Origin of the sequence: Pseudomonas sp. (genome assembly GCF_030698175.1) — a bacterium.
GTDB lineage: Bacteria > Pseudomonadota > Gammaproteobacteria > Pseudomonadales > Pseudomonadaceae > Aquipseudomonas.
Genome location: NZ_JAUYNT010000010.1, coordinates 78092 through 99127, shown reverse-complemented (window position 1 = coordinate 99127; position 21036 = coordinate 78092). Strand labels below are relative to the sequence as shown.

Below are 21036 nucleotides of genomic sequence, written 5' to 3'. Positions count from 1 at the left end.
CAGGCAACAGGCTGGTTAAAGCGTCGCGAGCGCAGGCCAGGCAAGGAGCAAGTGGGCGAGGACGCGGAGTTGACTAGTGGTCAATGAGCAGTCCGAGCCCGCTTGTAACGCCGCCTGGCCGAGCGCAGTAGCTTTAAACGACCTGATCGACGCAGTCCTCTTCCTCAATGGTCAAATTCTGGTTGGTGAAGACACAGATGGAGCCGGCGATGTTCAGCGCGGTTTCGGTGATTTCACGGGCGCTCAGCTCGGTCTTCTGCAGCAGTGCCATGGCGGCGGCCTGGGCGAAACCACCGCCGGAGCCCATGGCGATCAGCCCGTGCTCGGGCTCCACCACATCGCCATTGCCGGTAATGATCAAAGATGCGTCTTTGTTGGCCACCGCCAGCATGGCTTCCAGGCGGCTCAGGGAGCGATCAGTACGCCATTCTTTGGCCAGCTCGACGGCGGCGCGCACCAAGTGACCCTGGTGTTTCTCCAGCTGCCCTTCGAAGCGTTCAAACAGGGTGAAGGCGTCGGCGGTGGCGCCGGCAAAACCGGCCAGTACCTGGCCGTGATAGAGGCGGCGGACTTTTTTGGCATTGCCTTTCATCACGGTATTGCCAAGGGAAACCTGGCCGTCGCCGCCCATGACGACTTTGCCGTTGCGGCGCACTGAAACGATGGTGGTCAAGGGGAGCGTCTCCATGCAGCGGGGCGAAATGCCCTAATGCCAATTGATATGGGGATGCTGGCTGCAAGCTTCAAGTCAGGGCGCATCGGTCCCCCGCCCCACTTCCTACTTCCCGCTCCCCACTCAGCGGCTTTGCCGCTGCTGTAACAGCAGATTGCTAAAGCCGCCGGCGGCCAGGGATTTTTGTGCCTGGGTGAGCTGCTCACGGCTGGCAAAGGGGCCGACCAGTACCCGGTACCAGGTTTCTTCGCGCACATTGCCCGACTCAACCTGCACGCTTTGGCCGAGCATGATGATTTGCGCGCGCACCTTGTCGGCGTCGGCTTGTTTACGAAACGAACCGGCCTGCAGAAAGAACTGGGTGCTCAGCGGCGCCTTGGCCAGGGTCGCTGGCGGCGTGACTGCTGCGTCGCTGGCAGCTGGCAGTGGCGGCGGCGTTTGCCCGCTGAGCGCGGCCAGGGCACGGGCGGCATCGGCCTTGGCCAGCTCCTCGGGGGTGAGGGCGGCCGGCGGTTTTTCTGCTGGCGCATCCATTGGCACTATCACCTCAGACTCCGGCAATAGGGTGTAGAAATCGTACTTGGGCTTGGCGGTTGCGGCGCTCGGTGTTGGGCTGTTGGTCTGCGGTTTTGCCGCCGGATTATTGGCTGGGCGGGTGACTTCTTCTTTAACTCGCTTGATCTCGCCACGCCCCGGCTCAAGCTTCATCAGAAACACCACAAAAGCGCCGATCAGCAAGCCACACGCCAGCCACACCCAGCCGGGTATCGGCGGTTTGGCGGGGGCTTGGTAGCGGCTTGCGCCGCGTTTGGCGGCGGGTTTTTTGGCGGCCAAATTATATGCGCTCCAAGGGTTGCAGGCTGGGCAGTTCTAGGCCTGGCTTGGGGATGTGACTGCTGGGTGCGGCCAAGTTACATCCGCTCCAGGGTTTGCAGGCCGAGCAGCTCGAGACCCTGCTGCAGGGTGCGACCGCTCAGCGCGGCCAGGCGCAGACGGCTTTGCTGGGTGGCCGCATCGGCGGCGGTGAGAATCGGGCAATGCTCGTAGAAGCTGGAGAACAGCCCGGCCAGCTCGTACAGGTAGGTGCAGAGAATATGCGGGGTGCCCTTGTCGGCGACGTTATTCAGCACCTCGGTAAATTGCGCCAGCTTGCTGGCCAAATCGATTTCCTGGGTTGCCTCGAGACGGATCTGGCCGTCGAGGCTGCCATCCATCGAGCGCTCCAGCTTGCGAAATACGCTGGCGACGCGGGTGTAGGCATACAGCAGGTAAGGCGCGGTGTTGCCCTCAAAACTCAGCATCTGTTCGAAGTTAAAGCTGTAGTCGCTGGAGCGGTGCTTGGATAAATCGGCGTACTTCACCGCGCCGATGCCGACGACGTGGCCGATTTTCCGCAACTCGGCGTCATCCAGCTCCGGGTTCTTCGCTTTGACCAGGCTGTAGGCGCGCTCTTCGGCCTCATCCAGCAGATCAATGAGCTTCACCGTGCCGCCGTCGCGGGTCTTGAACGGGCGGCCGTCGGCGCCATTCATGGTGCCAAAGCCCATGTGTTCCAGCTGCATGCCGGGGTGCACGAAGCCGGCGCGCCGCGCCACTTCGAAGGCCATCTGGAAGTGCAGGGCCTGGCGCTGATCGACAAAATACAGGGCGCGATCGGCCTTGAGCTGCTCACTGCGATAACGCATGGCTGCCAGGTCGGTGGTGGCGTACAGATAGCCGCCGCCGGCTTTTTGTACGATCACCGGCAGCGGATTGCCTTCGGCGTTTTTGAACTCATCGATAAACACGCACTGGGCGCCGTTGCTTTCGCTGAGCAGGCCCTTGCTGCCGAGGGCGTGGACTATGTCGGCCAGCTGGTCGTTGTAGGCGCTCTCGCCCTTGACATCGGCCGGGCTGAGTTTGGCGCCGAGACGGTCGTAGGCGTGCTGGCAGTGCGACAGGGAAATCTCGTTAAAGCGGTTCCACAGGCGCAGGCAGTCGGCGTCGTTGGCTTGCAGGGCAACTACCAGCTCGCGGGCGCGCTCGGCGAACTCCGGACTGTCGTCGAAGCGTTTTTTCGAGGCGCGATAGAACTGCTCAAGATCGCTCAGCTCGCTGTCGGCGGCGCTGGGATTTTCTTCCATATAGGCCAACAGCATGCCGAACTGGGTGCCCCAGTCGCCGACGTGGTTCTGGCGGATCACCGTGTCGCCGAGAAACTCCAGTACCCGCGCCACGCCGTCGCCGATGATGGTCGAGCGCAAATGGCCGACGTGCATCTCTTTGGCCAGGTTCGGTGAGGACAGGTCGACCACCACCCGCTGGGCCGGGCCGGCTTTGCGCACATTCAGCTGGGCATCGGCCAGGGCCGCGTCCAGGCGTTGCGCCAGGCCTTGCTGGTCTTGATAGAAATTCAGAAAGCCGGGGCCGGCGATTTCCACTTTGCTGATTTGCGGGTCGGCCGGCAGCGCGGCAATCAGCTGCTCGGCCAGCTCGCGCGGTTTCAGACCGGCCGGTTTGGCCAGCATCATGGCGATATTGCTGGCGAAGTCGCCGTGGGTTTTGTCTCTGCTGTTTTCCACCTGAATCGCCGGGCTCAGGCCTTGCGGCAGCACACCTGCGGTGGTCAGGCGCGCGAGGGCTTGTTGGATTAGCTGGCGAATGGTGTCTTTCATGGTCTGCTCTTCTGGCCGGCGGGCGGCGGCGCCTGGGCGCGGGATTAAAGCCGGGCATTATCGGCGCCCTTCACCCAGCGCTTCAAGGGTTAAGCGGTGGATGGTGTTTATCTGCTTGGGAAAACGGTCTAGAACAAGTCAATCGGATCGATATCCAGCGACCAACGCACGGCCCGGCCGCTGGGCATTTGCTCCAGGGCCGGCAGCATGGCGCTGAGCAGTCGGTGCAGTGGTGCGCGGGCGTTGGCTTGCAGTAGCAGTTGCGCCCGGTAACGCCCGGCGCGGCGCTCCATCGGCGCCGGAATCGGCCCGAGCAACTCGATGCCGCCGAGGTTTAACTCGCCGAGCAGGTATTCGGCTTCGCCGCAGGCCTGGTCGAGAAAGTCCTCGGCTTGCCCGGGTTTGTGCGCCTCGGCGCGCAGCAACGCCAGGTGCGAGAAGGGTGGCAGGCCGGTGCTGCGTCGCTCGCTTAAGGCTTGTTCGGCAAAGGCGAAATAGCCTTGCTCGGTCAATTGCACTAGCAGCGGATGGTCGGCCAGGTGGCTCTGGATAATCACCCGTCCCGGCTCTTCGGCGCGTCCCGCGCGGCCGGCGACCTGCACGATTAATTGCGCCATGCGCTCGCTGGCGCGAAAGTCGGCGGAAAACAGCCCGCCATCTGCATCCAGAATCGCCACCAGGGTCACTCGCGGGAAGTGGTGACCCTTGGCGAGCATCTGGGTGCCGACCAGAATGCACGGTTCGCCGCGCTGGATGGTGGTAAACAGCTGATCCATCGCGCCCTTGCGTGAGGTGCTGTCGCGGTCGATGCGCAACACAGGCGTTTGTGGAAACAGAATCTCCAGGCGCTCCTGGGCGCGCTCGGTGCCGGCGCCGACCGGGCGCAGGTCGACCTTGCCGCAGTCCGGGCAGTTGCGTGGCGAGCGTTCGCTGTAGCCGCAATGATGGCAGCGCAGCTCGCCGGAGCGCTGGTGCACGGTCATCCGCGCATCGCAGCGCGGGCACTGGCTGATCCAGCCGCAATCGTGGCAGAGCAGGGTCGGCGCAAAGCCACGGCGATTGAGAAACACCAGCACCTGTTGGCCGGCCGCCAGAGTTTGTTTGATTGCTTGCTGCATCGGCCCGGAGATGCCGCTGTCGAGCGGCAGGCTTTTTACATCCAAACGCAGAAAGCGCGGCTGCTGGGCGCCACCGGCCCGTTGAGTCAGGCGCAGCAGGGCGTAGCGGCCGGCATAGGCGTTATGCAGGCTCTCCAGCGACGGCGTGGCCGAGCCGAGGATGATCGGAATGTTTTCCTGGCGGGCGCGCACCAGGGCCAGGTCGCGGGCGTGGTAACGCAGGCCTTCTTGTTGCTTGTAGGAGGCGTCGTGCTCCTCATCGATGATGATCAGCCCCGGACTCTTCATCGGCGTAAACAGCGCCGAGCGGGTGCCGATGATGATGTCGGCCTCGCCATCGCGGGCGGTCAGCCAGGCATCCAGCCGCTCGCGGTCGTTCACCGCCGAATGCACCAGGGCGATGCGCGCGTTGAAACGCTGCTCGAAACGCGCCAACGTCTGCGGCCCCAGATTGATCTCCGGGATCAGCACCAGCGCTTGCTTGCCGGCCTCCAGGCACTGGCGGATCAGCTGTAAATACACCTCGGTCTTGCCGCTGCCGGTGACCCCGGCCAGCAGGAAGGCGGTGAAGTGCTCGGGCGCCGACTGGATTGCCGTCACCGCCACCTGTTGCTCGGGATTCAGCGGCAGTTCCGGTTGCGCCAGCCAGTTGCTGTGGCGCGGCGCGGCGGCCTGTTGGCGGCTTTCGCAGCTGACTAAGCCTTTTTCCAGCAGCAGGTCGAGGCTGTCTTTGTTCAGTTGCAACTTGCTGAGCAGCTGATGGGGCACGCCATGGGGATGCTGGGCGAGAATCTTCAGGGCATCGCGCTGGCGTGGCGCGCGGCTCAGGCGCGGGTCGTCGAGCTGGGCGTCAGGGGCGATCTGCCAGAAGCGTTGCTGGCGCACTTCGGCCGGTTCGCCTTGGCGCAGCAGGATCGGCAGCGCCCAGTTGAGGGTGTCGCCGAGGCTGTGTTGGTAATACTGGGCGGTCCACAAACACAGCTTAAACAGCGCCGGCGGCATCGGGCTCTGGGCGTCGAGCAACGCCAGGGCGGGCTTGAGTTTATCGGTGGGCACCTCGCTGTGGCTGCTTACCTCGATCAAAATGCCGATGATTTCCCGGCGGCCAAAAGGTACGCGCAGGCGCATGCCCGGCTGCCAGCTGATGCCCTGCGATTCGGCTGGGGGCAGATAGTCAAACAGACGGCGCAAGGGCGAGGGCAGGGCGAGGCGTAAAATAGTGGCGGGCACAGCAGGCTCCGAAGCAAGTCTGCAATCATAGGCTCTGTTGATGTGAGCGAACATCCCGCGCTTACATCAACAGAGCCTCCGGCCGGCAGCGCCCGCTCCCGACGGGCTTGCTGCATTTCCCACATCCTTGTGGGTCATGCGTCGCCTAGGTGGGTTGGTCGCTTGCAAGGGGCGGCTGCTCTGGTATTATCCCCGGCCTAAATCCGTGCGGTACTCGACAAGGGTCGGGTGGCGGCACACTTAAACCTGAGGAATACACCATGAAAGCTGAAATCCATCCGCAATACGACGCCATTGCTGCTACCTGCAGCTGCGGCAACGTAATCCAAACCCGTTCGACTCTGTGCAAGCCATTGAGCTTGGACGTGTGCTCGGAATGCCACCCGTTCTACACCGGTAAGCAAAAAGTGTTGGACATCGGTGGTCGCGTCGACAAGTTCAAGCAGCGTTTCGGTGTGTTCGGCTCCAAAGCCTAAGATTGCGCTTAGCAACGCCCGCTCCTATGAGTGGTGCAATGCGACTGAAAAAGGCGTCCCTAGCGGGCGCCTTTTTCGTTTCTGTGCTTTGCGCCTGGCCGGCGCTGGCCTTTTGCCCGGCGCCGAGCGGCTTGCCAGTGGTCGACGTGCAGCGGGTGGTGGATGGCGACACGCTGAAGCTGGTTGACGGTCGCAGCGTACGCTTGATCGGCATTAATGCTCCCGAGCTGGCCCACCATGGTCGCAATACCGAAGCCTTCGCCGAGGCGGCGCGCAGTCGTCTGCAAGCGCTGGTGAATGACAGTGGTGGGCGCATCAGCTTGCAGCTGGGTCGCGAGTCGCGCGATCACTACGCTCGCACCTTGGCCCATGCTTATGATCGGCAGGGGCAAAACCTCGAGGCGCGGTTGCTCGAAGAGGGCTTGGGCTATCTGGTGGCGGTGGCGCCTAATACCGCTTTGGTGGTTTGCCAGCAGGCGGCCGAGCGGGTTGCCCGTGACGCCCATGCGGGGCTGTGGGGTAAATCTGCACTGCAAACACCGGAGCAGTTGGTTGCGGGTGGTTTTGCCTTGGTGGCCGCGCGGGTGACAAGCGTTGAGCGCAACCGAGGCGGCGTCTGGCTTGAAGTGGACGGGCCGCTGGTGCTGCATATAGCGCCGAAGTCCCTCGCACAATTTGACTTGGCGGGCCTGCAACATTTGGTTGGACGAAATATTCAAGCGCGCGGCTGGGTCATTGATCGCAGTCAGCGTGGCTCGGTAAAGAAAGGTCAGGCGCGCTGGATGTTGCCCTTGACCGCAGCTGCGATGCTTGAGGTGTTGCCATGACGTTACGGATTGTCATTTTACTCTGCAGCTTCGGGCTGCTGGCGGGCTGTGCGCATAATCCGGCCACCGGCCGTACCGATTTTGTGATGATGAGCGAGTCGCAAGAGCTGGAGATGGGCCGCAGTTACAGTCAGCAAGTGCTCAAGGAAAATCCGCGCTATGCCGACGAGAAATTGCAGGCCTACGTCCAGCAAGTCGGCGAGCGGGTCGCCAAGCACAGCCATCGCAGTAATTTGCAGTACCACTTCACGGTGGTCGACTCGCCTGATATCAACGCCTTCGCCCTGCCGGGGGGGTACATCTATATCAATCGTGGCTTGCTTGCGTACCTGAACTCCGAAGCCGAGTTGGCCGCCGTGCTGGGCCATGAGGTCGGCCATGTCACGGCGCGGCACAGCGTGCAGCAGCAAAGCCAGGCAAGCGCCTGGGGCATTCTCGGTCAGGCAGTCGCCATCGGCACCGGCGTTGGTGCGGCGGCCGATGTGACCAATGCCTTGGGCTCGGTGGTGACCAAGGGCTATGGCCGCGACATGGAGCTGGAGGCCGATGGCCTCGGCGCACAGTACCTGGCGCGCAGTGGTTATGACCCGCAGGCGATGATTGAAGTCATCAAAGTGCTGAAGAATCAGGAACTGTTCGCCCGCGATCAGGCGCTTAAGCGCGGCCAGGCGGTACCGGAGAGCAGTTATCACGGTGTGTTCGATAGTCACCCCGCTAACGATCAGCGTCTGCAGCAGGTGGTAGGCCCCGCCAGCGCGCTGGTCAGCGGGCATCAGGAGGTCAATCGCGAGCAGTTTTTGCAGCATCTCGAGGGTTTGCCCTTTGGCGATTCGGCCGCCACTGGCGTGCGCCGTGGTCAGCAGTTTTATCATGCCGATTTAGGCTTCTCCCTGAGTTATCCGCAGGGCTGGACGCTGTTGAATCGAGCGGATGCGCTGATCGCCCATGCGGCGGATCAGCAGGCCTTTATGGCGATGACGGTGGAGCCGGCCAATTCAGCTTTGACCCCAGAACAGTGGTTGCGCAAGAAAGTCGGCGGTCAACGCTTGGTGCAGGACGCAACGCTGCAGCAAAGTGGTTTGCAGGGCTACACTGCAATAATTCCTGGCGTTAGCGCCAAACGGGTGGCGGTTATTTATCTGGGCCCGCGCGCCTATGTGTTTGTCGGTGCGGTTAAAGGCCGCGCCTCGTTGGACAGCGAAGACGATAAGTTTATGGCGATGATCAGCAGTTTTCGCCCCTTGCCCGCCGCGCAATTGAAGTTGGCACAGCCGCTGCGCTTGCATCTGCAGCAAGCTAAGGCAGGGCAGGGCATGGCGGCGCTGGCTAAGGAGAGCAAGCTGCAAGATGACCCAGAGCTGAATTTGCGACTACTTAATGGGCTCTACCCAAGTGGCGAGTCACGTCCGGGTGACTGGCTCAAAATCTTGCGCTAGAGCCTTCTCAATAGGCTGACTGATCGGTCTTGTGAGGTTTCGGCATCTTGCGTATCCTCGTCCCCCCGTCTGTATAACAGCCCCAAAAAGCGGAAATGCCACCATGTCTGATCTGAAAACGGCCGCTCTCGAATATCACGCCAAGCCCCGTCCGGGGAAACTCAGCGTCGAGCTGACCAAGCCTACTGCGACTGCTCGCGATCTCGCGCTGGCGTACAGCCCGGGTGTGGCTGAGCCGGTGCGCGAAATCGCCCGTGACCCCGAGCTGGCCTACAAGTACACCGGCAAGGGCAATCTGGTCGCGGTCATTTCAGACGGTACGGCGATCCTTGGGCTGGGCAATCTTGGCCCGCTGGCGTCCAAGCCGGTGATGGAAGGCAAGGGTGTGCTGTTCAAGCGTTTCGCCGGCATCGACGTGTTCGACATCGAAGTGGAAGCCGAGAGCCCGCAGGCGTTTATCGACACGGTGCGGCGCATTTCCATCACCTTCGGCGGCATTAACCTGGAAGACATCAAGGCGCCCGAGTGCTTTGAGATCGAGCGCACGCTGATCGAGCAGTGCGACATTCCGGTATTCCACGATGACCAGCACGGCACCGCCATCGTCACCGCGGCAGGCATGCTCAACGCTCTGGAAATCGTCGGCAAGACCCTGTCCGAAGCCAGGATCGTCTGCCTGGGCGCCGGCGCTGCCGCGACTTCCTGCATGAAGTTGCTGGTGAGCATGGGCGCCAATATCGAAAACATCTTTATGGTCGACCGCAAAGGCGTGATCCACGCCGGTCGTGACGATCTGAACCAGTACAAGGCGGTGTTCGCCCACGCAACTGACAAGCGCAGCCTGTTTGATGCTTTGGATGGTGCTGACGTGTTTGTTGGTCTGTCGGGCGCCAACTTGCTGGAGGCCGACGGCCTGAAGCGCATGGCGGCGAACCCGATTGTGTTCGCCTGCTCTAACCCTGATCCAGAAATCAGCCCGGCCCTGGCTCATGCCACCCGTGACGATGTGATCATGGCCACCGGCCGTTCGGACTACCCGAACCAGGTCAATAACGTGCTGGGCTTCCCCTTCATCTTCCGCGGCGCCCTGGATGTTCGCGCGACCCGCATCAACGAAGAGATGAAGATCGCAGCGGCCCTGGCCCTGCGTGACCTGGCCAAGCAGCCGGTGCCGCAGGACGTGTGCGACGCCTATGGTGGCGCGCCCCTATCGTTCGGCCGCGAATACATCATTCCGAAGCCGATGGACAAGCGTCTGATCACCGTGGTCTGCGATGCTGTGGCCAAGGCGGCGATTGAGAGCGGTGTGGCGACTCTGCCTTACCCGAAGCACTACCCGCTGCAATCCGTTGATGATGTGTTCAACGGTTAATGGCCGCAGTTGGATGCGCTAACCCTTAGCGCAATTAAAAAAACCGCTCACTTTCATCGGTGAGCGGTTTTTTTGTGTGCGTTGATTAGTCCATCTGCGGGCCGTGACGCTGCTGCTTCTTTGGCTCAGAACAGATCGATGGGTGTTGCCTCGTCTTCCGGTAAAGGGCTGCCAGGCGCGCTTTGGTTGGGATCCAGTTCGCTCATTGCCGGTGGCGAATCCTCGCTCTTGAATAGCTCGAAATAAGCATTCTCCGCGCCGGGCGCGGCGGTGCGCCCGGTCAGTGGATCAATCCGCAGGCTGAGTATGCCGGGCGGCTCGGGAAGCATGTGGGCGGGTTTGTCTTTGAGTGCCGCACTCATGTAATTCATCCAGATCGGCAGCGCGACAGTGCCGCCAAACTCGTTGCGGCCGAGGCTTTCGGGTTGATCAAAGCCGGTCCAGACGGTGGTCATGTAGTCGGCGTTAAAGCCGGAGAACCAGCTGTCTTTAGATTCGTTGGTGGTGCCGGTTTTGCCGGCCAGGTCGCTGCGGCCCATCGCCAGTGCGCGGCGGGCGGTGCCGCGCTTGATAACATCCTGCAGCATGCTGGTGAGGATAAATGCGGTGCGGGCGTCAACGATGCGCTCGGCTGCCGCTGGCTCATAGCTGGGTGTTGCGCTGCTAGTTGTGTCGATGTCCTCATCGCTGGCTTCAGCGGGTGGCGTGTTTTGCGGCACGCTGGGTGGATTGGCGACGAATAGGGGCTTGCCTTCGCGGCTGTCGATACGGGCAATCAAGTAGGGCGCAACTTTGTAGCCACCGTTCGCGAAGGTGCACCAGCCGGTGGCGATTTCCAGCGGGGTTAGGTTAGCGGTACCCAGTGCCAACGAGAAATTGCGCGGTAAATCTTGCTTGTTGAAGCCAAAGCGGGCGACGTATTTCAGGGCGTAATCGATGCCTATGGCTTGTAGTACGCGAATTGAAACCAGGTTGCGCGACTTGTACAGCGCCTCGCGCAGGCGGATGGGGCCGAGGAAGGTGTTGTTGTCATTTTTCGGCCGCCACGCTTCTTCCATGCCGGCTTCTTGGAACACAATCGGCGCGTCATTGACCAGGCTGGCGGCGGTGAAGCCGTTATCCAGGGCTGCGCTGTAAATAAAGGGCTTAAAGCTTGAGCCCGGCTGGCGTTTGGCTTGGGTGGCGCGGTTGTAATTGCTTTGCTCAAAGGAGAAGCCGCCAACCAAGGCTTGGATCGCACCGTTTTGCGGGTCGAGCGAGCTGAGGGCTGCTTGCGCTGTGGGGATTTGGCTGAACAACAGATTGCCGTCGGCTTGGCGTTGCACGCGAATAAGGTCGCCAATGTGTGCGACGTCGGCCGGTTGTTGCGGGCGTGCGCCCATGCTGTCTGGGCCAAGAAAAGGCCGTGCCCACTTCATGCTGTCCCAGCTCACGGCTTCCTCGGCACCGCTACGATTGATGACCAGCAGGCCGCTTTTTTCCACCTGGGTCACGATAACCGGTTCAAGCCCGCCGACTGAGCGGTACTTGCTCAGCTCGGCTTGCCAGGACTCGCGGGTCATTCCGACCAGGCGAGTTTCCGGACCACGGTAGCCGTGGCGCTGGTCATAGCTCAGTAGGCCTGTGCGCACCGCGTTACTGGCCGCTTGTTGGAGTTCACTGGAAACCGTAGTGGTTACCCGAAAACCTTCGGTGTAGGCATCGCTGCCATAGCGGCCGACCATTTCGGCACGGGCCATTTCGGCAATATAGGGGGCGTCGAGTTCGGGTGTTGGCCCGTGATAAGAGGCGTTGCTTGGCTCGCTGATGGCGGCCTGATAGCGGGATTGGTCAATTTTTCCCAGCTTGAGCATGCGGCCGAGAATCCAGTCGCGCCGCTCTTTGCTGCGGGTCGGATTAATCAGCGGATTAAACCGCGATGGTGCCTTGGGCAAGCCGGCGATGGCGGCCATTTGCGCCAGGCTGATGTCGCGGATCGATTTGCCGTAATAGACCTGGGCTGCGGCTTCAATGCCGTAGGCGCGATTGCCCAAATAAATCTTATTGACGTAAAGCTCGAGGATTTCATCTTTGCTCAGCTCACGCTCAATCTGCAATGCCAGCAAGATTTCGTTGATTTTGCGTGAGAAGCTGCGCTCGCTACTCAGGAAAAAGTTCTTCGCCACCTGCATGGTGATGGTGCTGCCGCCTGACTGAATATGACCACTTTTCAATAATTGCGAGGCGGCCCGCATCAGGCTGCTGGGGTCGACGCCATAATGGTTGGCGAAGTTGTCATCTTCGGCAGAAAGTAGGGCGGAGATAAAGTCGGGCGGAACGTCATTAATGCGGATCGGGCTGCGGCGCATTTCGCCAAATTCGGCGATCAGCTTGCCGTCACTGCTGAAGACCCGTAGTGGGATCTGCAATTGGATGCGCCGCAGTGACTCGACGGATGGCAGGCCGGGGCTAAGATAGAGGTACGCGCCGCTGATGCTGAGTAGCAACCCGCAAAAAATGGCGAATCCAGACCAGCAAATAAACTTAAGCAAGCGCATCAAGATTCTTGGATTTCCAGATAAAAGAATGAGTTAAGCGGAAGCTGAAGCTGAAAAACGAAACTGATCACATTATAAGCGGGTTTTTTGCTAGGTAGCCATTTGCGCTTCTGTCAAGACTGTTATTTAATGTAAAAAAACATAAATCCTCCGTAAGTCGCGGATGCAGATAGGAAATCAGTCGTGCTAGGGCTCTTCAATAAGAAAGCGAACACGCTGCTGGGGATCGACATTAGTTCGACCTCGGTCAAGCTCCTTGAACTGAGTCGCTCAGGCAGCCGCTACAAGGTAGAGGCCTACGCTGTGGAGCCGCTGCCACCAAACGCAGTGGTCGAGAAGAACATTGCAGAGCTTGAGGGAGTGGGGCAAGCGCTCGCCCGCGTGTTGGCAAAAGCCAAAACGGGCGTCAAGTTTGTTGCGGTCGCAGTCGCTGGCTCTGCCGTGATCACCAAAACCATCGAAATGGAAGCTGGCCTTTCTGACGATGAGTTGGAAAACCAGCTCAAGGTTGAGGCTGATCAGTACATCCCTTATCCGCTTGAAGAAGTTGCGATTGATTTCGAGGCTCAAGGTCCTTCTGCGCGTAATCCTGAGCGGATAGAGGTTTTGTTGGCCGCCTGCCGCAAAGAAAACGTTGAAGTCCGCGAGGCTGCTTTGGCCTTGGCCGGTCTTACTGCAAAAGTTGTTGATGTTGAAGCCTACGCGCTTGAACGCGCCTATGGTTTGTTGGTTTCGCAACTGAGCAATGGTCAGGATGATTTGACCGTTGCAGTCGTCGATATCGGCGCGACCATGACTACGCTTAGCGTTTTGCATAACGGCAAAACCATCTATACCCGCGAACAGCTCTTTGGTGGCAAGCAGCTTACCGAAGAAGTTCAGCGCCGCTATGGCTTGTCGGTTGAGGAGGCGGGTTTAGCCAAGAAGCAAGGTGGCTTGCCTGACGATTACGACAGCGAAGTGTTGCAGCCGTTCAAAGAAGCTGTAGTGCAGCAAGTTTCACGTTCGCTGCAGTTCTTTTTTGCGGCGGGTCAGTTTAATGATGTGGACTACATTCTTTTGGCTGGCGGCACCGCGTCTATTCCTGATTTGGATCGATTGATTCAGCAGAAAATAGGCACGCCGACACTGGTGGCCAATCCGTTTGCTGAAATGGCCTTGAGCAGTAAAGTTAACGCCGGTGCCTTGGCTAGCGATGCGCCTGCCTTGATGATCGCGTGCGGTTTAGCGATGAGGAGTTTCGACTAATGGCGCGGATTAACTTACTCCCATGGCGTGAGCAGTTACGCGAGGAGCGCAAGCAGCGATTTCTCGTAACGCTCGCGGGCGTGTTGATTGTTGCTGCTGGCGTGGTGTTCCTTGGTGATCAGTATCTGAGCGGTGCAATTGAGCAGCAAAGTGCGCGCAATGACTTTGTGCGCAAAGAAATTGCTGTGCTGGATGCGCGAATCAAAGAAATCAGCGAGCTGAAAACTCGTCGTCAGCAGTTGCTGGAACGGATGAAAATTATTCAGGACTTGCAAGGCAATCGACCTATCATTGGTCGGATGTTTGATCAGTTGATTCGCACGCTGCCTGATGGTGTGTATTTTACTGGGTTAAAAATGACCGGTAAAAATATCGCGATTGTTGGTGCGTCTGAATCGAATAATCGTGTTTCAAGCTTGATGCGTAATCTCGATGGTTCAGATTGGTTGATGACGCCAAATTTGACTGAAGTTAAAGCGGACACGCCCGGAGAAATGGGGCAGTCGAATATCTTTCAGTTGAGCGTGCAGCAAACACTGCCGATTGTTGAAGTGCAGGGGGCTAAAAAATGAGTTTTGCCGACGCTCTCAATGATTTAAAAAAACTAGATGTGTCTGATCTTGATGTGAATAACATTGGTTCTTGGCCTGTGGCGGTAAAGGCGATTGCGTGTTTTTTACTGTTGATTGCAGTGCTTGGCCTTGGCTACCAGTTTCAGCTTAAGGATAGGCAGGCCGATCTTGAGCGGCGGGCTGCGGAGGAGGTGACGCTAAAGGAGCAGTTTGCAAGCAAGGCATTTCAGGCGGCAAATTTAGATGCTTATAAAAATCAGATGGTTGAGATGGAGTCTTCATTCGCAGGTTTGTTGCGTCAATTGCCTAGCGATACTGAGGTTCCAGGCCTGCTTGAGGATGTGACGCGTACCGGCCTCAATAGCGGCTTGGAATTTGAAGAAATCAAGTTGCTGCCGGAAGTTACTCAGCAGTTTTACATCGAGCTGCCAATTCAGATAAGCGTTTTGGGTCGTTATGAAGATTTGGCTACTTTTGCCAGTGCTGTTGCGAGTCTGCCACGGATTGTGACATTGCATGATTTTGAGTTAAAGCCGGATGGCGGTGATAGCGCATCAAGGTTGCGCATGAATATTTTGGCTAAAACGTATAGGTATAATGATAAGGGTTTGCCGGCTAATGCTAAGGGTTTACCGGCTAATGGCAAGGGGCTAAAAAAATGAATTATGCCCAGGTCGCTTTGTGTGTGGCGTTTCTGATTGCGTTGAGTGGTTGTGATGCAAGTCGGGAATTCAACGATCTTCAGGCTTATATGGATGAGGTCCGTGCGCGCCCCAAGGGCTCGATTGAACCCTTGCCGCAATTTCAGCCTTATGAGCCCTTTACCTATCAGGCGGGAGGGATGCGCAGCCCTTTTCAGAAGCCAGTTAAGATCGATGTTGCGAGTCAGCAGAAAGGTTCAAAAGATATAAAGCCTGATGATGTGCGGGTTAAGCAATTTCTTGAGGGTTTCAATCTCGAAGCCTTTCAAATGGTAGGGACTCTTTCCGGTGCTACTGGTGTCTTTGCATTGGTAAAGGGGGCGGGTGGTGTGTATCGGGTCAAGGTGGGTGACTATCTGGGGACCAATCATGGACGAATTTTGACTATCAATGAATCTAAAATTGATATGGTTGAAATTGTTCCCGACGGCGAAGGTGGTTGGCTAGAGCGCCCACGTAGCCTTGCGCTCAGTGAGACTACGAAAGGGTAAGGTCTACTATGAACAACAATTACCGGTCAGCACAACGGAATCACACAATGAAAAACACCCTGTCGCGCCTAAGTATTTCACTGTTCTTGGCTTCAATGTCGCAGTCATTGTTTGCTGCGGATCTTCAGGCGCTTGATGTTGCTGCGTTACCTGGCGATAAAGTTGAGCTGAAATTGACTTTTGATGAGCCGGTTGCAGTTCCGAAGGGTTATACGATTGAGCAGCCCGCGCGTATTGCGCTTGATTTGCCTGGGGTTGTAAATAAGTTGGGTGCGAAGAATCGCGAGCTTGGCGTTGGTAATGCACGTAGTGTCACGGTCGTCGAGGCGGGGGACCGCACGCGCTTAATTGTTAATTTAACCAATTTGGCTGCTTATAATACGCGAGTCGAAGGTAATAATTTATTTGTGGTGATTGGTGATGGCGCTGCCAGTGCTTCGTCGGTACGGACGCCGGCGGTTGCTGCGCCGATTAAGTCGACGCCAAAGGCGTATGTGTCTACTGCGAAGGCAATTAAAAGTGTTGATTTTCAGCGAGGTGAGCAGGGGGCGGGGAATGTTGTAATTGAACTTTCGGATCCGACGGTGAGCCCAGATATTCAGGATCAAGGTGGGAAAATAACCTTGGGGTTTGCTAAAACGCAGCTGCCTGATGCTTTGCGTGTACGTCTGGATGTGAAGGATTTCGCCACCCCGGTGCAGTTTGTAAATGCACAAAGTCAGGGTGATAAGGCAGTAATTAGTATTGAGCCTACTGGCTTGTATGATTATTTGGCATATCAGACTGATAGTAAATTAATTGTTAGCATTAAGCCGCTAAATAAGGAGGAGAAGGATAAGCGTAAGGCTGAGAGCTTTGCTTATTCGGGGGAAAAGCTTTCGCTGAATTTTCAGGATATTGATGTCCGTTCGGTGCTGCAATTAATTGCAGACTTTACGGATTTAAACTTGGTGGCCAGCGATACGGTGCAGGGCAATATTACGCTGCGTCTGCAGAATGTTCCCTGGGATCAGGCCTTGGATCTGGTGTTGAAGACCAAGGGTCTGGATAAGCGTAAAATAGGGAATGTGTTGTTGGTCGCACCCGCCGATGAGATCGCCGCGCGCGAACGTCAGGAGCTGGAAACAAATAAGCAAGTTGCTGAGCTGGCGCCGTTGCGCAAGGAAATCATTCAGCTAAATTATGCAAAGGCTTCCGATATAGCAAAAATCTATGAGGACGATGCGCAGAAAGGCGTTCTTAAGGATGAGATGAGAGGTAATGTCATATTTGACGACAGGTCCAATAGTTTGATTGTGACCTTGACTCAGGAGCGTATCGATGAGCTGCGCCGGATCGTCACTCAATTGGATATTCCAGTTCGTCAGGTGATGATTGAAGCGCGGATTGTTGAGGCTGGAGTTAACTATGACAAGAGCCTGGGTGTGCGCTGGGGTGGGACCTTTCAAAGTGGTGAGGCTAGAGGCTTTGGTAAGAATGGTAATATTGGAATTAAAGATGATAAAGATCGTCGCTGTGGTCCGTTTGAGGGGCAGTGTACATTGCCTGTAACTGATGCCAAGAGTCCTACGCCATTTGTAGATTTGGGTGTTGTGAATAGCACTTCTGGTATCGGTATTGGCATGATTACTGATAATTTAATTCTGGATTTGCAGCTGTCGGCAATGGAGAAAACTGGTAATGGCGAGGTTATTTCTCAGCCGAAAGTGGTAACTTCGGACAACGAAACTGCAAAAATCTTGAAGGGTACTGAGATTCCATATCAGGAAGCAAGTTCTAGTGGCGCGACAACAACGTCGTTTAAAGAGGCTGCGCTTTCTCTCGAGGTAACACCCAAAATTACCCCGGACAACAGAGTTATTATGGAAGTTAAAATCACTAAGGATGAGCCTGATTTCTCTCAGGCGGTTAATGGCGTGCCACCGATCAAAAAGAATGAAGTTAATGCTAAAGTTTTGGTTGCCGACGGTGAAACTATAGTGATTGGTGGGGTGTTCTCCAATACTCAAATTAAATCGGTTGAGAAAGTGCCATTCCTTGGCGATCTGCCTTACTTGGGACGCCTGTTCCGCCGGGATATCGTTCAAGATCAGAAGAGCGAGCTGCTGGTGTTTCTGACTCCGCGCATTCTAAACAGTCAGGCAGCTTCGGTGAGTCGTTGATTCTGTGCGAAATTTGATCTTGGTTGGGCCGATGGGGGCAGGTAAAAGCACCATCGGTCGCTTGCTTGGCAAAGAGCTTCGCTGGCCTTTTAAAGACTCGGACAAGGAAATTGAGCAGCGCACGGGTGCTGATATTCCTTGGATTTTCGATGTTGAGGGTGAGGCGGGGTTTCGTGAGCGTGAGCAGGCGATGCTGGCTGAGCTCTGCGAGCTTGAAGGGCTGGTAATTGCCACTGGCGGCGGTGCCGTGTTGCGGCCAGAAAACCGTTTGGCGTTGCACGCGGGCGGTCGAGTGGTGTACTTGCATACCACGGTCGAGCAGCAGCTTGATCGGACCTCTCGTGACCGCAACCGCCCGCTATTGCGCACCAGTGATCCGGGCAGAGTATTGGCCGATCTAATGGCGGTGCGCGATCCGCTGTACCGTGAAATAGCGGACATTGTCATCGAAACCGATGAGCGTCCACCGCGTTTGGTGGTGCAAGAAATAATTGAGCGCCTCGAAACGCTTGCTTCCCGTTAAAGCGCAGGCAAATCTGCGCTATCCTAGCGCCCTTTCTAATGGGGGCCGCATGCAGACTCTTCAAGTTGAACTCGCTGAGCGCAGTTATCCGATCTATATCGGCGATGGCCTTCTAGCGCGCCCAGATTTACTTCTTTCGCATATTGCCGGTCGGCAAGTGGCAGTGGTTACTAATGAGACGGTAGCGCCGCTCTATCTTGAGTCTTTGTTGGCTGTGTTGGCTGGCCTTTCTGTTACCCCGATAACTCTTCCCGACGGCGAAGCCTTCAAAAGCTGGGCAACCTTACAGCTGATTTTTGATGGTCTGCTGGCTGCGCGGCATGATCGCGGCACTACGGTTATTGCCTTGGGGGGCGGTGTAATAGGTGATATGGCTGGCTTTGCTGCCGCCTGCTATCAGCGCGGTGTCGAGTTTATTCAAATCCCGACCACCTTGTTGTCGCAAGTCGATTCCTCGGTGGGCGGCAAGACCGGCATAAATCACCCGCTGGGTAAGAATATGATCGGTGCCTTCTATCAGCCCAAGGCTGTGCTGATCGATACTTCAACTTTGCGAACTTTACCTGCGCGTGAGCTGTCAGCTGGGTTGGCTGAAGTTATAAAGTACGGCTTGATTTGCGATATGCCGTTTCTCGCCTGGCTGGAGTTGCATATTGATGCGCTGCTTGAGCTTGACCAAGTTTTGTTGGGCGAGGCAATTGCGCGCTCCTGCGCTGCGAAGGCTGCCGTGGTTGGTGTGGATGAGCGCGAGTCAGGCTTGCGCGCCACGCTCAATCTGGGTCATACCTTTGGTCATGCGATCGAAACCCATATGGGTTATGGCGTGTGGTTGCATGGCGAGGCGGTTGCAGCAGGAACCGTTATGGCGCTTGAGATGTCACAGCGATTGGGTTGGATAACGCAGGCGGAACGAGATCGCGGTATCCGCTTGCTGCTGCGGGCCGGACTACCGGTGGTGCCACCGACTGAAATGACCCCAGACAATTTTCTTGAGCACATGGCCGTTGATAAAAAAGTGCTCGATGGTCGCTTGCGCTTGGTGTTGCTGAAGGGCCTTGGTGCTGCAGTGGTAACGAGCGATTTTCCCCGTGAAGTTTTGGACGCTACCTTGCGCGCAGATTACCGCGCCATGGTCGATCAGCTTAGAAATGAATGAGAATTCTATGACCAGTTTGCATGCCGATGACGCCTTTCTTGGCCACTACCAGCTAAGCCACGACCCTTTTGCTGCGCGGGTCCCTGGCTTCAAGTTTTTCCCGGCGCAGCGTAAGCCGGTCTTGGGGCAGTTGCATCATTTGGCGCGTTACAGTCAGTTGCTGCTGGTGGTCACCGGGCCTAAAGGCAGCGGGAAAACCCTTTTGCGTCAGGCGTTGGTGGCCAGTACCAATAAGCAGTCGGTCCACAGTGTTGTGGTTTCGGCGCGCGGTGCGGTTGAGGCGGGCGGTGTGCTGCGCTTGATCAGTCAGGGTCTGAATGTGCCGCAGGCTGATGTGGGCGATGTGTTGCAGCGCGTCGCGCAGTTGGTGGCAACCGGGCAAGAGGTGTATCTGCTGGTTGATGATGCGGATCAGCTGGATGACGTTTCGCTGGATGCCATGATGGCGCTGGCGGCGGGGAATGCCGATGGCCGCGCCCATGTGTTTTTGTTTGCTGATTCGAATCTGGTGCCGCGGCTTGAGTTGTATGCCGATGGCGCTGAGTGCTTTCACGTAATCGAGTTGCAACCTTACAGCGAAGAAGAAACCCGCGAGTATCTGGCCCAGCGCCTTGAGGGTGCGGGTCAGGGCATTGAGTTGCTCTCTGATCGGCAGATCGCTGACATTCATTTGGCATCGGCTGGCTGGCCGGGAGCCATTAATCATATTGCCCGCGAGGGGCTGATTGACGCCATGCTGGTGCAGCGTGGCGCCGCTCAGCGCGCGGGTTCTGGCGCGGGTTTTAAGTTGCCGATTAAGCATCTATTGGCGTTGGTGGTGGTGGCCGCAGGTGTGGGCGGGGCCTGGATGATGCAAGGCCGCAGCGAAAGCAGCCAGCCAGCGCCAACGGTTACGCAGTTGCCCTTGGATCAGGCTGTAGTGCCGGCAAGTCCGGCTGGCCCGGCTGTGGCTGATGATGGGCAGGCACAGGCTGGACCTAAGATAGATTTTGCCGGTTCTAGTCAGCCACTACCTTTGCCATTGGCGGGTGAGGCGCAGCCGGTTATTCGCCAGCCGCTCGCGCAGGCTGCTGGTGACGCTGAAGCTGAAGAGCCTGGCGCCGCAGAATCGAGCGCAGCGTTACCTGCTGCAGTGGCAAGCGCTCCGGCAGCAACTGTCGCGGCGGTTGAGTCTGTTCGGGTTGCGCCGACCGTTGCGACCGTGCCGCCAATTGCCAAAGCCGAGCTTCCAGTTGTGACTAAGCCGGTGATCGCTGCTGCATCCAAGCCGCCAGTTGCACCAGTGGTTACTCCAGGCGCGGCGGTCAAGTCGACTGAAAAGCCGCCGGTAGCTGCGGCTAAGGTGGCTACTGCGGCGAAAGTCGCTGCTGTACCTAAGTCTGCTGCTGCAAGTGCGGGCTGGTACGGCTCCCAGGCACCTGGTCACTATGTTGTGCAGGTGCTGGGTACTGGTGTTGAGGCGAATGCGCAGGCGTTTGTGCGCCAGCAGGGTGCGGACTACCACTACTTTAAGAAGCTGCTGCAGGGCAAGCCCATCTATGTGGTGACCTATGGCAGCTTCGCCTCGCGCGCAGCGGCGCAGTCGGCAATTAACAATTTGCCGGCCAAGGTCAAGGCTAGTAAGCCTTGGCCGCGCACAGTTGCCAGTGTTCAGCAGGAAATAAAGTAGTCGCTCTGGCCGCTGGCTCGCCGCTTGCTTTAGATTGATGACCCGCTAGTCGCTAACACGGCTAGCGGGTCATCGCCTTTGTATGGGCGACATAAGTTTACAGTGCGCCGCCGCACCGATTTGTGACCCTTAAGGTGGATGTGTACAATAACCTCCCTTTTGCCTGCGCAAAAGCTGGCGATTAGTCCTGC

Annotated in this window: 17 protein-coding genes; 12 read left to right on the top strand and 5 right to left on the bottom strand. The window is 57.6% G+C overall.

Going from position 1 to position 21036, the window contains the following annotated elements; all coding sequences use genetic code 11:
• Positions 1 to 133: 133 nt before the first annotated feature.
• The 4 genes from hslV to Q8R10_RS04810 form a co-directional block, all read right to left on the bottom strand.
• Positions 134 to 673, bottom strand: a complete 540-nt coding sequence (hslV, locus tag Q8R10_RS04825; RefSeq protein ID WP_305651529.1) for an ATP-dependent protease subunit HslV — start codon at positions 671 to 673, stop codon at positions 134 to 136.
• Between the two features lie 123 nt (positions 674 to 796).
• Positions 797 to 1507: an SPOR domain-containing protein gene (locus tag Q8R10_RS04820; RefSeq protein ID WP_305651528.1), complete on the bottom strand. Its 711-nt coding sequence runs from the start codon at positions 1505 to 1507 to the stop codon at positions 797 to 799.
• 77 nt (positions 1508 to 1584) lie between these two features.
• The gene (argS, locus tag Q8R10_RS04815) at positions 1585 to 3327 is read right to left on the bottom strand and encodes an arginine--tRNA ligase (RefSeq protein WP_305651526.1); all 1743 of its coding nucleotides are present in this window, start codon (positions 3325 to 3327) and stop codon (positions 1585 to 1587) included.
• Between the two features lie 128 nt (positions 3328 to 3455).
• The gene (locus Q8R10_RS04810) at positions 3456 to 5675 is read right to left on the bottom strand and encodes a primosomal protein N' (protein WP_305651524.1); all 2220 of its coding nucleotides are present in this window, start codon (positions 5673 to 5675) and stop codon (positions 3456 to 3458) included.
• Positions 5676 to 5935: 260 nt separating this feature from the next.
• Here Q8R10_RS04810 and rpmE point away from each other — a divergent pair, with 260 nt between their 5' ends.
• From rpmE to Q8R10_RS04790, 4 genes are all read left to right on the top strand, one after another.
• Positions 5936 to 6151, top strand: coding sequence for a 50S ribosomal protein L31 (rpmE, locus tag Q8R10_RS04805; protein WP_305651522.1), 216 nt, complete (start codon positions 5936 to 5938; stop codon positions 6149 to 6151).
• A gap of 38 nt (positions 6152 to 6189) precedes the next feature.
• Positions 6190 to 6978 (top strand): thermonuclease family protein, encoded by a 789-nt coding sequence (locus tag Q8R10_RS04800; protein ID WP_371133292.1) that lies wholly within the window; start codon positions 6190 to 6192, stop codon positions 6976 to 6978.
• The gene (locus tag Q8R10_RS04795; protein ID WP_305651518.1) at positions 6975 to 8414 is read left to right on the top strand and encodes a M48 family metalloprotease; all 1440 of its coding nucleotides are present in this window, start codon (positions 6975 to 6977) and stop codon (positions 8412 to 8414) included. Before Q8R10_RS04800 ends, Q8R10_RS04795 begins: the two co-directional genes overlap by 4 nt.
• A 103-nt stretch (positions 8415 to 8517) precedes the next feature.
• The gene (locus Q8R10_RS04790) at positions 8518 to 9786 is read left to right on the top strand and encodes a malic enzyme-like NAD(P)-binding protein (protein WP_305651516.1); all 1269 of its coding nucleotides are present in this window, start codon (positions 8518 to 8520) and stop codon (positions 9784 to 9786) included.
• Between the two features lie 125 nt (positions 9787 to 9911).
• Here Q8R10_RS04790 and Q8R10_RS04785 read toward each other — a convergent pair whose 3' ends face one another.
• Positions 9912 to 12323: a penicillin-binding protein 1A gene (locus tag Q8R10_RS04785; RefSeq protein WP_371133291.1), complete on the bottom strand. Its 2412-nt coding sequence runs from the start codon at positions 12321 to 12323 to the stop codon at positions 9912 to 9914.
• Between the two features lie 183 nt (positions 12324 to 12506).
• Between Q8R10_RS04785 and Q8R10_RS04780 the strand changes: the two genes are divergently transcribed.
• The 8 genes from Q8R10_RS04780 to Q8R10_RS04745 are packed head-to-tail and all read left to right on the top strand — an operon-like array spanning position 12507 to position 20845.
• Positions 12507 to 13571: a pilus assembly protein PilM gene (locus Q8R10_RS04780; RefSeq protein ID WP_305651512.1), complete on the top strand. Its 1065-nt coding sequence runs from the start codon at positions 12507 to 12509 to the stop codon at positions 13569 to 13571.
• On the top strand, positions 13571 to 14143 hold the full coding sequence (locus Q8R10_RS04775) for a PilN domain-containing protein (protein WP_305651510.1): 573 nt from the start codon (positions 13571 to 13573) through the stop codon (positions 14141 to 14143). The genes Q8R10_RS04780 and Q8R10_RS04775 overlap by 1 nt, the downstream gene beginning before the upstream one ends.
• Entirely contained in the window at positions 14140 to 14805 is a 666-nt protein-coding gene (gene pilO / locus Q8R10_RS04770; protein WP_305651508.1) for a type 4a pilus biogenesis protein PilO, read from the top strand. The genes Q8R10_RS04775 and pilO overlap by 4 nt, the downstream gene beginning before the upstream one ends.
• On the top strand, positions 14802 to 15335 hold the full coding sequence (locus Q8R10_RS04765; RefSeq protein WP_305651507.1) for a pilus assembly protein PilP: 534 nt from the start codon (positions 14802 to 14804) through the stop codon (positions 15333 to 15335). Before pilO ends, Q8R10_RS04765 begins: the two co-directional genes overlap by 4 nt.
• Before the next feature lie 47 nt (positions 15336 to 15382).
• On the top strand, positions 15383 to 17497 hold the full coding sequence (pilQ, locus tag Q8R10_RS04760; RefSeq protein ID WP_305651505.1) for a type IV pilus secretin PilQ: 2115 nt from the start codon (positions 15383 to 15385) through the stop codon (positions 17495 to 17497).
• Between the two features lie 4 nt (positions 17498 to 17501).
• Positions 17502 to 18020, top strand: a complete 519-nt coding sequence (aroK, locus tag Q8R10_RS04755) for a shikimate kinase AroK (RefSeq protein ID WP_305651503.1) — start codon at positions 17502 to 17504, stop codon at positions 18018 to 18020.
• Between the two features lie 49 nt (positions 18021 to 18069).
• Positions 18070 to 19176, top strand: a complete 1107-nt coding sequence (gene aroB, locus Q8R10_RS04750; RefSeq protein ID WP_305651501.1) for a 3-dehydroquinate synthase — start codon at positions 18070 to 18072, stop codon at positions 19174 to 19176.
• Between the two features lie 7 nt (positions 19177 to 19183).
• Positions 19184 to 20845 (top strand): SPOR domain-containing protein, encoded by a 1662-nt coding sequence (locus Q8R10_RS04745; RefSeq protein ID WP_305651499.1) that lies wholly within the window; start codon positions 19184 to 19186, stop codon positions 20843 to 20845.
• Positions 20846 to 21036 lie beyond the last annotated feature (191 nt).

Excerpts from the sequence above, each read along its gene's own strand:
- Q8R10_RS04765 (WP_305651507.1), top strand. The coding sequence starts at position 14,802 with ATGAATTATGCCCAGGTCGCTTTGTGTGTGGCGTTTCTGATTGCGTTG.
- pilQ (WP_305651505.1), top strand. The coding sequence starts at position 15,383 with ATGAAAAACACCCTGTCGCGCCTAAGTATTTCACTGTTCTTGGCTTCA.
- aroB (WP_305651501.1), top strand. The coding sequence starts at position 18,070 with ATGCAGACTCTTCAAGTTGAACTCGCTGAGCGCAGTTATCCGATCTAT.
- Q8R10_RS04775 (WP_305651510.1), top strand. The coding sequence starts at position 13,571 with ATGGCGCGGATTAACTTACTCCCATGGCGTGAGCAGTTACGCGAGGAG.
- rpmE (WP_305651522.1), top strand. The coding sequence starts at position 5,936 with ATGAAAGCTGAAATCCATCCGCAATACGACGCCATTGCTGCTACCTGC.
- pilO (WP_305651508.1), top strand. The coding sequence starts at position 14,140 with ATGAGTTTTGCCGACGCTCTCAATGATTTAAAAAAACTAGATGTGTCT.
- Q8R10_RS04785 (WP_371133291.1), bottom strand. The coding sequence starts at position 12,323 with ATGCGCTTGCTTAAGTTTATTTGCTGGTCTGGATTCGCCATTTTTTGC.
- argS (WP_305651526.1), bottom strand. The coding sequence starts at position 3,327 with ATGAAAGACACCATTCGCCAGCTAATCCAACAAGCCCTCGCGCGCCTG.
- Q8R10_RS04795 (WP_305651518.1), top strand. The coding sequence starts at position 6,975 with ATGACGTTACGGATTGTCATTTTACTCTGCAGCTTCGGGCTGCTGGCG.
- Q8R10_RS04790 (WP_305651516.1), top strand. The coding sequence starts at position 8,518 with ATGTCTGATCTGAAAACGGCCGCTCTCGAATATCACGCCAAGCCCCGT.
- Q8R10_RS04800 (WP_371133292.1), top strand. The coding sequence starts at position 6,190 with ATGCGACTGAAAAAGGCGTCCCTAGCGGGCGCCTTTTTCGTTTCTGTG.
- Q8R10_RS04745 (WP_305651499.1), top strand. The coding sequence starts at position 19,184 with ATGACCAGTTTGCATGCCGATGACGCCTTTCTTGGCCACTACCAGCTA.